General features: G+C 58.3%; 8 protein-coding genes. 1 reads left to right on the forward strand and 7 read right to left on the reverse strand.

The window, feature by feature from the left end; all coding sequences use genetic code 11:
* The coding region (gene tnpA / locus JN12_RS11445) for an IS200/IS605 family transposase (RefSeq protein ID WP_145022817.1) at positions 1–284 on the forward strand (284 nt) is incomplete at its 5' end.
* 221 nt (positions 285–505) lie between these two features.
* Here tnpA and JN12_RS11450 read toward each other — a convergent pair.
* From JN12_RS11450 to JN12_RS11480, 7 genes are all read right to left on the reverse strand, one after another.
* Positions 506–1,708, reverse strand: coding sequence for a hypothetical protein (locus tag JN12_RS11450; protein ID WP_145022819.1), 1,203 nt, complete (start codon positions 1,706–1,708; stop codon positions 506–508).
* A 79-nt stretch (positions 1,709–1,787) separates the two neighbouring features.
* Positions 1,788–4,820: an efflux RND transporter permease subunit gene (locus JN12_RS11455; RefSeq protein ID WP_145022821.1), complete on the reverse strand. Its 3,033-nt coding sequence runs from the start codon at positions 4,818–4,820 to the stop codon at positions 1,788–1,790.
* Positions 4,817–5,848: an efflux RND transporter periplasmic adaptor subunit gene (locus JN12_RS11460; protein ID WP_145022823.1), complete on the reverse strand. Its 1,032-nt coding sequence runs from the start codon at positions 5,846–5,848 to the stop codon at positions 4,817–4,819. The genes JN12_RS11455 and JN12_RS11460 overlap by 4 nt, the downstream gene beginning before the upstream one ends.
* A 5-nt stretch (positions 5,849–5,853) precedes the next feature.
* Positions 5,854–7,104, reverse strand: a complete 1,251-nt coding sequence (locus JN12_RS11465) for a TolC family protein (protein ID WP_145022825.1) — start codon at positions 7,102–7,104, stop codon at positions 5,854–5,856.
* A gap of 177 nt (positions 7,105–7,281) precedes the next feature.
* Positions 7,282–8,634 (reverse strand): sigma-54-dependent transcriptional regulator, encoded by a 1,353-nt coding sequence (locus JN12_RS11470; RefSeq protein WP_145022827.1) that lies wholly within the window; start codon positions 8,632–8,634, stop codon positions 7,282–7,284.
* 104 nt (positions 8,635–8,738) lie between these two features.
* Positions 8,739–10,388: a capsule assembly Wzi family protein gene (locus JN12_RS11475; protein WP_246125851.1), complete on the reverse strand. Its 1,650-nt coding sequence runs from the start codon at positions 10,386–10,388 to the stop codon at positions 8,739–8,741.
* Between the two features lie 30 nt (positions 10,389–10,418).
* The gene (locus JN12_RS11480; RefSeq protein ID WP_170241906.1) at positions 10,419–11,621 is read right to left on the reverse strand and encodes a TolC family protein; all 1,203 of its coding nucleotides are present in this window, start codon (positions 11,619–11,621) and stop codon (positions 10,419–10,421) included.
* Positions 11,622–11,673: the final 52 nt, after the last annotated feature.

Below are 11,673 nucleotides of genomic sequence, written 5' to 3' on the forward strand. Positions count from 1 at the left end.
AGGGTCATATATCAAAGGATCACGTGCATCTGTTCGTGTCTGTACCACCCCATCTGGCCCCGAGTAAGCTGATGCAGTACATAAAGGGCAAAACGTCTCGCAAGTTGATGATGGAGTTCAAGCACATCCAGAAAGCCTTTTGGGGTCGCCACATATGGGCACGAGGGTACTTCGTAGCGAGTTCTGGCAACGTGACGGATGAAGTGATCCAGGAATACATCAGGCTACAAGAGACAAACGAACCCAAAGATGGCGGTGAAAATTTTAAAGTAACAGACGACTGATAACGGCTTCAGACGTTATCAGTCGGCAAAGCCTTTAAAGCCCTCGCCTTCAGGCGAGGGTGGTTTACTTTTCGCATCTCATTTCTCCGTACACATGCGTCACTTTGGATTCACCTGGTGCACTTTTCCAGAGCAGGGGCATTTTTCATCATCTTCGTCCTGTCAACATCAGTGGGCAACCCGGCGCGATGGCTCAGAAAAACCCGGGTAGCTGCAGTTGGTCAGGGTATGTGATTGATCTTCACTTCCGGTTTGACGGGGAAACCGGTCCCGGGGTCGTGTCCTGCCATGCCGACTGCCAGCGTGTAGACGTTCGACTGCTGCGGGGCCAGGACGCGCGGTCCCCAAACGAGCCCGATAAAGCGCGTGTCGCTTGCCAGGGGAACCTTCTTGCCGGAGGTGTCGTTGAGGATACCGGTGTCGTTGGAAAAGTAGACCATCGGCCGGTCACTGCCGAACCATTCGATGAAATTGGCAGTGCCGGTGAAATTGTGTTCTTCGCCGGCCGCGCTGTTGCCGTAGTCATAGAAGCCGGCGTAGGAATACTTGGTGCTGTCCAGCCGGTTTTCGTATTCTATGAGTCGGTCCTTCACCCATCCGACGTTCCCCCGTGATGTCCCGTAGTTTCCCACCCACGGCTCATCGCCGTAAAGATAGGTGTACGTTGCTGGTGCGGTACCGATGTTGGTTACCTTGATCGTCAGGACGAAATAGGTGTCCCCGGCGTTGAGATAGACATGCCTGTCGATGCGCAGTGGCACCCCGTCCACCTCAACCTCGTGATGGCTGGCGATGGCCAGGGTCTTGACGCTTTCATCAATGACTTTGCTGCCGAGGAATTTCCAGCTGGAAGGGGGGAACGGCTGGCCTGTTCCCGAAATGATTCCTTCGTTCACGTTGCACCAAACGTGATGCCAGCGGGTCCGGTCGTAGTAAGCCATGCCGGTTTCGTCCATGAAGACGTTGTCCCCGCCGGTAACGCTCGCCGGAAGCCCGCCGCCGACGAACAGGCCGTGGACGTATACTCTGTCATCATCCATGTACCTGCCGAAACAGGTGAGTATCTGGGTGCCGTCGCCGGGGAAATTCCTGATGAAGCCGCTGCCGTCCTTGGCATCCCATTCGTAGTAGAGATGCGCCTCCCCCGGTTTGAAGGTGTGGACGTTCTGGAACAGGTGGAAGCCGGGGTCGTCGAAATCCATGCTCCAGATGACCCGGTCCCCGTCGCCGACGTAGAGATCGTCTTTCAACTCGTACTTCCACCCCTCACGACCCTGGAGCAGGAAGATGCCGTCGAAGTGCCCCTTGATGTCGAAACGGACCGTGCAGAACGTGACCGTCAGCAGGAGGGCCAAGATACCGAAGGCCGTGTACCGCCATTTTCTGTTGATGTTGCGGATAGAGGGAAATGTTTTTCCGGTCATTTTTCCATCCTTTTTATGACACAGTGGGCGTGCGAAGCATTAATTCACGCGATCTGCGGGGAACCGTCCCAAAGCCTGACTACTCCTCCACCTGGACAAATTTCAACAATAGCGGCGTGATGAGCAGAATCAGCGTCGTTCCCAGCAGCATTCCCCCAACAACAACGATGGCGAGCGGCCGCTGCACCTGGCTGCCGATGCCGTGCGCCATCGAGGCGGGCAACAGCCCCAGGGCGGCGACGGATCCACCCATCAGCACCGGCCGGAACTTGTCCTTGACGGTTTCCATGATCGCCTCTTCCCTGCCGAGCCCTGTCAGGGAGAGCCGGATGTAGTGGCTGATGATGACGGAAGAGTTGAGGATGGAGACGCCGATGATGGAGATGAAGCCGACCATGGAGGAGACACTCAGCGACTCGCCCATGATCAACAGGCCGAGCAGGCCGGCAAAGACCGCGAACAGCGGCGCAGCCATGGTGATCAGGACGTTTCTCACCGACCGGTAGAGGAGATAGAGGGCGGTCAGAATGAGGAACAGTGCCACCGGGATGGAGATCATGAACCGCTGGAACGACTTCTTCATCTCGTTGAACATGCCGCTCCATTCCATGTAGTAGCCGTCCGGAAGCTTGATCTTCCTGGTGAGTTCCTGGGCCTTGGCCACCGTCCCGCCAAGGTCGTTGGAGGTGACGCTGAACTTGATCGGTATGTACTTGCGGTAGTTTTCCCGGTAGATGAACGAGGCGCCGGTATCGTAATGGACATCGGCAATGCGTGACAGGGCCACCACCCCGCCACCGGGCAGAACGATCGGGATGTTCGGGATCTTTTCCGGCTCCTTACGGTACTCGGGCGGGAAACTCACCTGGAGGGAAAAGTTCCTGGAGCCCTCGATAATCTGGCTGATCTCCTTCCCACCCAGTGCCGCCGCCACCGTATCGAGCACGTCCTGGACGGTGAGTCCCAGGGCGCTGGCCGTTTCCCGGTGCACGTCTATGATCAGGTTCGGCTGCCCCAGTTCCTTCATGATCCCTTCATCCGCGATGCCGGAAACCTTGGTCAGTGCTTCCTTGACCTCCTTGGCGATCCGGTCGAGCTGCACCAGGTCGTCGCCGAAGATCTTCACCGAGTTTTCACCCTTGACCCCGGACATCATTTCTTCCAGGTTGTCCTGGATGTACTGGGAAAGGTTGATGTCCGCGTTGGGGAACTGTTGTGCCAGTTTCTCTCTGACCTCATCTTCCAGCTCCTCCTTGGTGAGCCCTCGTTTCCACTGGTCGTATGGTTTCAGGAGTACCGTATAATCGGAGTTGAACGGCCCGTTCGGGTCGGTACCGTCCTCTGGCCGTCCGATCTTGAAATCGACGGTCTGCACCTCCGGGAAACCGAGGAAGAGTTTCTTCGCCTCCCGGGCATGTTCGTAGGTCTTGGTGAGGGAGATGGTGTAGGGGAAGACGATCCGGGCGTAGATGTTCCCCTCGTCCATTTTGGGGAGGAACTGGCTGCTGATGATCTTAAGCCCGACGACGAGGCCGATCGTTACCACGGCAAAGGTTGCGGTGAGGACCTTTCTCCGGTGCCCGAGGAGGAACCAGACAATATTCAGATAGTTCCTTTTCAGTTTTTCCAGGAAGCCGAACTCCCGGTCACAGGCCCCCTTGAGCAGGCGATGTTTGGCAGCGACCAGATAGCTGAAGGTCAGGGTCAGGGTGAAAAGGATCGCATAAAGGTAGGTCTTTGCCATGGGGGCGAAGATCTGCGCCTCCGCCCCCTTCATCATGAAGATCGGAATAAAGGCGAGAAGGATGATCCCCACCGAAAAAATCATCGGCTTGCCGATCTCCTCCGCTGTCCGGACAATGGTCATGGCGCCGGAGCCGTGCTTCCTCGACAGCCGGAAGTAGTCTTCGATGAGCAGCAGCGGAATGTCGGCGATGATGCCGAAGTCGATGGCGCCAATGGAGAGGAGGTTGGCCGATTCTCCCTTGAGGGCCATTACCGCCAGGGTGATGAGGAGCGATACCGGGATGATGGCGGCGGTGATGACTGCGGCCCGGATATTGCCCAGGAAGAGGAAGAGGGCGACGGCGACCAGGACGATGCCGCTGGCAGCGGTTTCCATGACCTTCTTGATGACCGTGACGATCAGGTCCCAGCGCTCGTAATAGGGGACGACCCTGATCCCTTTTGGCAGGATGCGGGTGTTGAGTTCATCGATCTTTTCATGCAGCGACCTGATCGAAGGGATGCTCTTGGCGTCCCGCCGCAGCACCACCGTCCCCATGACGATATCGTCCCTGTCGTTCAGGGCGACGATGCCGGTCCTTGGGATATTGCCGATGCTCACCTGGGCGACGTTTCTGACCAGCACCGGTTTGCCGCTCTTGACGGTCACCAGGGCGTTTTCGATGTCGGCGAGGCTTTTGATGAGCCCCAGTCCCCGGACCATGTAATACTGGTCACCCTTTTCAATGGCCCTCCCCCCCACATTCAGGTTTGCCTTGGACAGGGAATCGATTACCTGGGCCAGGGTGATGCCATACTTGATCAGGTTTTCCGGCTGGACCACCACGTTGTACATCTTGATGAAGCCACCCTCGCTCGGCACATCCTCCACGCCGTCGGCAGTCTTCAGGTGCCGCGCGACGGTCCAGTCCTGCAGTCCGCGCAGTTCCAGGAGGTTGTCGGAGCCGGTCAGGGTATAGCGCATCACCTCACCGATGGGGTTGGCGACGATCGTCGGCTGAACTCCTGCGGGGAGAGTGGCGCCGGCGAGGCGGTTGATCACCTCCTGTTTCGCCTCCTTGTAGTTCTTGTGGTACGAGAACTTGCATTTGACATCGGACAGCCCGTAGAGAGATATGGAATTCAATCGCTCAATCCCGTCCATGCCGGCCAGGGCCACCTCCAGCGCCACGGTGATCTGCCGTTCCACCTCCTCGGCGGAACGCCCCTCGTAGACTGTGGTGATTTCCACGATGGGGGGAGAGGGGTCGGGAAATGCCTCCACATTGAGGTCCTTGACGAAAAAGGCCCCCACCAGGACCAGCGAACCGATCAACAGCAGGAAGAGGAGGCTGTGATTGGTGACGAAGATGATCCACTGTCTCATGGCTGCTCCAGATCGATGGCCGAACCGGCGATGAGGTCGCCCTCGGCCAGCCCTTCCACGGCCATCAGCTTATCCGAAACGTCCCTGACCGGTTTGACCTCCTGCAGAATGAAGCTGTCGTTCTTTTTCAGCTGGGCGTAGAATTTCCCCTCCTTGTAGATGATGGAGCTCTTGGCAACCACCGGCAGCGACTTCGCGCCCCCCAGAATCCTGATCTTCAGGAACATGTTCTGCTTGAACCGGCCGACGTCGGCGAGCGGCTTGATGTAGGTCTTGACGGTCTTTGCATCGGGGTCCTCCACGTCGCTCACGTAGCTGATCATCCCCTTGAAGGTGGCGCCCGGATAGACGTCGGTGGTAAAGGAGACCTCTTTCCCTTTGCCGACCTTTGCCAGGTCGGTGTCGTACAGGTTTGCCACCACCATGATCCGGCCCGGATCAACAACGGTCATGAGCGGTGTCGCGGTGTCAAAGCGGTCGCCAAGGTGGGCCTGGATTTCGGCTACCCGGCCGCTGATGGGCGCCCGGATGACAAATGAGCCGCGATGGCCATCGGCCGGGTCGGCGCCGTAGATGTCGAGTTTCTTCTGCAGGCCGCTCACAACCGCCTTGGCCTGTTCATAGCCCGCCTCGCTGTTCAGAAGGTCATTCTTGGTGACGGCGCCGATCTCGAAGAGTTGCTTGTTGAGGTTGTAGCTCCGTTCCGCCTGCCGCAGCTGTGCCTGGTTGGCGATAAGACCTGCGTGGGTGTCGCTCACGTCGGAGCTGCGGACCGAGGCCAGCGGCGCCCCTTTGCGGACAGTGCCCCCCACGTGGACGTAGATCTTCTCCACGGCGCCGGCCAGGGGGGAAAGGACCTTGGCCCCGCCGTCTAGGTCGGGCTGGACCGTGCCGGTCGCCTCGATAAATGCCTCGACGTTCCGGACCTTCACCTGATAGGTTGACAGGGCTTTTTTCTGCACTTGGGGCGGGGGATCCTTCTTGTCGCAGCCGGAAAGGAGGATGATCGCGATAAGACAAAGGGGCATTATTCTCACTTCAGTTCTCCCGTGGCAATTTTTACCAGCTGCCCGTTCAGGTTGCTCTGCACCAGGGCCTGGTTGTATTTGGTGATGAAATCCCGATAGCCCTTTTCGGTGTCGAGGAGGTCGAGGGCAGTGATGCCGCCCAGGGTAAACGCCTTCTCGCTCCGCTCCCGCAGCGCCTCCACATCCACCCTCCTGGTCCTGTAGCCGGTGAGCACCTGCACAGCTCCAGCCAGGTTGTTGAGGGACTGGCGGATGTCGCTGACAATCTGCCGCTTCGCCTTGTCCAGTTGCCGCTCGATCTGGGCATATTCGGCACTGCGCCGCTGGATGTCCCCCTGGTTCCGGTTGAAGAGCGGCAGAGGCAGGCTGATGCCGACACCGATCCCCGGCGTATTCTGTCGGCCGAAGGTTTCGAACTCGGCACCGACGGTGATATCCGGTATCCTGCCGGCCCGGGCCAGGGAGCGGTTGGAGCCGGCGGCCTCCAACTGCTTCTTCAGGGCCAGATAGTCGTAACGGTTGTCATAGGCTCGTGCTGCCAGTTCCTCTTCCCGGTAGGCGGGGAACTCTTCGCCAAGAGCGATGTTCGGTTTGTGCGCCCGGTCGCGGCCAATGAGGAAGGCGAACAGTTCACTGTCATTCTTCAACTGGGTCTCAAGGTTGGTCAGGTTCGTTTCCAGATCTATCCGGGCGAGCGTTATTTTGGTGTAATCAACCTGGGAAAGGTGGCCGGCATTGAAGCGCTTTTCGGCAATGGCGAGGGTCCGGTCGAAGCGGGCCAGTTCGTTCCTGGCGGCATCCCGGTTGAGGAGGTCGAGCTCCAGGTTGTAGCAGAGCGTATAGAAGCCGGTCAGCAGGGTGCGGATGGTGTCCTTGTGGAGAAGTCTGGCCGCTTCCAGGGTCTCCCGGGCATTGCGGCTGCGCAGCTCCCTCTTCCCGCCCAGTTCGAAGAGCTGATCCAGGCGGATGGTGAACTGGCTGCTGTCGGTGGCGGTCGGTGGAATTTTCGGGTCGGCGCCGGTATAGTTCAGCGACAGATTCGGGTTGGGCAGGAGTCTGGCGCCGATAAAATCCGCCTGCGCCTTGTCAATCTCATACCTGTTGATGAGGATGTCGTAATTGTTCCGATAGAACTCTTCCACAGCCCGCTCAAGCGGTATGTCGTCCGTTTCGGCCCGGACGGAGAGCGGCAGGACAAGGAGGAGAATGGCCGTGACGAGAAAAAGGATGGATTTCCACTGTTTGATAAGGATCATGGGCAATCGGCTCGCAACTGACGGGAGTATGAAGGTATTCGTCTTCGCATTGCATTGTAGTCAAATAAGGTGCCAGCCTGTAACAGGCTTAAATTATTGGAAATTATAAAGGCTGGGAATCAGGGGAGTGCACAGATGGTATACGATTTTTGCAGAGCGGGGGGCAGGGCAGGATTCTTATAGACCGTATTTGTCAAGTTTGTAGTGGAGTGTTCGGACGGAAATACCGAGGACCCTGGCCGCTTCGGTCTTGTTGTTGCCGGCAGCGGCCAGCGCGTGGAGCAGATACTCTTTCTCCAGCCGTTCTATCGCCGCATCCAGGGGGAGAGAGTAATCGATTCCCCCGCCGGCTGGAAGCGCCTGGCTCGTTTGAACGGCAAGCTCCGTGTCGTCGATATCGGCGACCTCCCCCGCGGCAAGTGCCACGGCCCGGTTTACGCACCATTTCAGCTCGCGGATATTGCCGGGCCAACCGTACTTGAGGAGGCTTTTCTTCGACCGTTGGGACAGCTCTTTTACCTCTTTTTTGTAAGCGTAATTGGCTTCTTTTATGAATGCCGCGACAAGAAGAGGTATGTCGTTGCGCCGCTCCCGCAGCGGAGGGAGTTCGAACATGACCCCGTTTATCCGGTAATACAGGTCCCTGCGAAAGGGTGCGGCAGGATCTGCCAGGTCCCTGTTGGTCGCGGAAATGAGCCTGAAATGCGCCTTGCGCTCTTTTGTGTCGCCGAGCTTGTAGTAGACGCCATCTTCCAGCACACGGAGAAATTTTGCCTGGACGTTTTCCGGTAGTTCGCCGATTTCATCGAGAAACAGTGTCCCCCCGTTTGCTTTTTCCACCAGCCCTTCCTTGTAGGAGACGGCCCCGGAAAAGGCCCCCTTCATATAGCCGAAGAGTTCGCTCTCGATGATCTCCTTCGGCAACGCAGCGCAGTTGATCGCCACCAGTTCCCCTTTGGAGCCGGAAAGTGAATGGATCCAGCGCGCCAGTTTTTCCTTGCCGGTTCCCGTGTCGCCCTTGATCAGTACCGGGAGATCAAAAGCGGCGATCATCTGCGCCCTTTCAACGATCTCCTTCATTCCGCCGCTTCCGGTCGTGACGAACGGTGGGGCGATCCTGCTGATTTCCCGGTCGAGGGCTACTACCCGCCGTTGGAGCGTCCTGTTTTCCAGATGGACGGCCAGTTCCCTTTGCAGCTTCTCGATGTCAAACGGCTTGACGATGTAATCGGTGGCTCCAACCTTCAGCGCTCTTACGGCGCTATCAACCGTAGCAAAGGCGGTCATGACCAAAACCAGCGGCATCGGTTGATAGGCCTGCAGCTCTTCCAAGAGGCCGATCCCGCTTCCATCGGGGAGATTGACATCCAGGAGGATGGCATCGGGAATATTCGCGTGCAGAGACTTGACTGCCCCAATGACGGAGTCGGCTTCCCTGACAACGAACATCCCCTCCATGGCCAATTTCAGCGACTCGCGAAAGTACGGTTCATCATCCACGATGAGAAGCGTTGGTTTATCATCGATCATACGACCTCACTCTTTTCGCGGCAATCTTCGCAGCGAGATAGAGTCCCGGTGCACTGCTGGAACGGCCGCTGACAAACAGTGTAAGGAGGGAGCAGAGATCCAGACTAATACCGGTATGCCAGGTCCACTTTGAAAAGCTGATTAGTCTGCGTAACGCCTCCCACCAAGTTGAAATTGTCGATATGTTCCCACCCATACAGGAGCCCGAGATCAAAATCGCCGTAGAGGGGGAAATTCCAGGCCGCGCGGACGGTATTCGCCCGCTCCACAGCTTGCATGACACCGTTAGGATCGAAATCCCCCTGGTTGTTCGCCTTCACTCTTCCGAGATTGCCGCGTTCGGAGTGAATGTAGTCGAGCGACAGATTAGAGCGCGGGGAAAAATAATGGGCATACCGCCAGAAGAGCTGCTGGGAAGCTCCTCCCTCGAATGGGCCAAGATTCATACCCCGGTACATGTACCCTTCGGGGAATGTTCCATTATTGGAAAGAATGCTGTTGCCGAGATAATACTCGAATCTCAGCTCGTTTTTCCCATCAACAGTGAGGTTCGGGATATAGATCCCCGCCACATAACTCTCCACGATCGGCCAGAAAGCCGCCGTATCCTCCCCGGAAAACTCGCCGTACAGTATGGTGTTGCGAAGCCACGGGATGCGCCAGCGGAGGTCGATGCCGGCTACACTGTTGGAGTTATCCGAGTTCGTGCCGCCGAGAAGTCCGTTCACCCAGTAATGGAGGCTGTTGTTGACGCCAGGTCCGCCCTGCTGACGACCAAGGTTGAAGCCGATCTCCAACGTCTCCAGGGGTTTTGCCGCCAGCTTCACGGCGTAAAACCAGGGCTGGCGCTCCTGGCCGTCGGTGACCGTGTGGTCAAGACGGGAAACGATGAGGGTGTACTTGAAATTGCCGAGGTACTTCAGCCGGATCGGCTCAGGGCTGGAAAGTTTTATCTGGTCGAGATTCCGGGGATTATTGCTGAGGGTGATGGCCGTCCGGTTGCCGGGGCCGATCCAATCCGCATCGCGCCCGACTTCCAGTTCGAGCGCCCCCCCACCGAGTTTCAGATACCCCTTGTTCAGGAGCACCGTACTCCCATCTCCTTCTCGAGAGAGCAGAAGGGGCTCGAGGAGCGCAGTCGCATAGCTGGCTACGTACCCCTCACCGGAAAACTGCAACTGGCCATTGTGACCCGCACGGTAGCGAATTCCCTCGTTCCCCTCCAGAAGCGGCGTCCCTTCGACGCCACGTTGCTGGACGGGGGAAGGATAAGGGTTGTCCGGCCGCAGCCCGGAACCGATGCCGAACACCCCGTCTCCCCCCGGGTCGTGCACCGGCCGGTAATAGCTCCTGGGTACACCGTCGAGGTAGACGTACCGTAGTCTGGCCGATGCAAAGGGGGTGGCGTCGAACAAGGGGGGCTGCGCCCCTGTCGTTCGGAGTGTTGTTTCGCGGGGCACCAGCTCCTTCAGCCGCTTCACTAGTTCTGTAGCCATGACGGCCGCTTCGCCGTCAAACCGGGGGAGATTCCTCTCGGCCTCCAGCGTCAGTCGTGCTACTTCCGCTTTGCTGAAAGGCCGGATACCCCAGATATCCGAAGTGATCAGCCCCATTCCTGAGAGCTTTTCCAGGTAAGGGTAGATGGGGCTATCCAGCGACACGTTGGCAGAGGAAACGGCCGCACAGTCGGCAGCAGCACATGCAAGCAATGCAACCGTAATCAGGGTAACCATGAATCTCATCGATGACGACATGTCGTATCCTCCAGCTCAAGGAGCAGGGTATCAAGGCAGGTTCCTGACACCGGTCGCCTCCCGGAGCAGCTCGAGCGCCAGCATCCGGGCCGCGAGTGCCTGACGGTAGGCGAGTTGTGTGGCGCGGTAGCTCCGCTCCGCGTCGAGAAAGTCAAGGAGGCTCGCCGCACCGTGCTTGTAGGCGTATTCGCCGATGTCGCGCGACGCCTTGGCGCTGTCCAGATAGCCGGAGCGGTAGAGGGTGACGATTTCGTCGTTTGCGCGAACCGCTTCCCAGGCGCTTCCGATATCGCCGTTCACCGTTTCCACGGCCTCATCGGCAAGATGCTGCGTCTGTAAAATCACGTGTTGCGTACGGGCGATTTCCCCCTGATTGCGGTCGAAAACTCCGAGCGGAAAGCTGAAGAGAAGCCCTGCTGTCCAGTTGCCGCTGACGTGGGTGAAGTTCAGAGTCGTGGTGAGGTCCTGATGGCTGTTTGCTTTCGCCAGGTCGTGCTGGCTCTGGGCCGCGATCACCCCCTGGCGGGCGGCGCGCAGGTCCGGACGCTCCTTGAGCGCCAGGGCCAGCAGATCATCCCTGCTCCCCTTTAACGGCTGGGAGTCAAGCGTTCCCGACACATCATAATCGGCGGGCACGGATTCGTAGCCGAGCAACCCGCGCAGCGCTATGAGGGCCTGGGCCTTTGCCAGCCGCGCTGCGTTGACGTCGCTCTGGAACTGGAGCAGTTGCAGCTTGATCTTCAGGTAGTCCCCCTGGCTGATGTCGCCCGTCTTGTAGCGTGATTCGCCGATCTCCACCGTATCCTGAAAACTCTTGAGATTATCGCGGGCGAGATCGAGGTTAGATTGCGCCAGAAGAACGTTGACAAATTGTGAGGCAACGTTGAACCTGAGGGTGCGTTCGTTGTCGAACACCAGGGATTTCGTCACCGCCGTCTGGTCGCGAGCCGCCTGTAACCGGCGGGCCCGCTTCCCTCCCCGTTCCCACGTGTAGCCGATCCCCGCATCGAACTGTGCCGTCTGGTCGAGATAGGAACCGGTCTCATCGGAGCTCGTATACTTGCTCGGATGGAAGATGGGGAAATAGAGCGCGTCCCCGGTGAGCACCGGATTGGGCCTGAGATTGGCGGTGATCTCCTGGGCCTCGTTCTGCAGGACCGTCGTGCGCGCCGCCTTGAGCGACTCGTTATGGTCCCGGGCCAACTGCAATGCCTGATCGATCGTGATAGTCACCGACTCCGCGCCTGATGCGGAGATTCCCGCCGTAAAACCATACGTGATAGTT

The sequence above is a fragment of the Geobacter argillaceus genome, from assembly GCF_007830735.1.
GTDB classification, from domain to species: Bacteria; Desulfobacterota; Desulfuromonadia; order Geobacterales; family DSM-12255; genus Geomobilibacter; species Geomobilibacter argillaceus.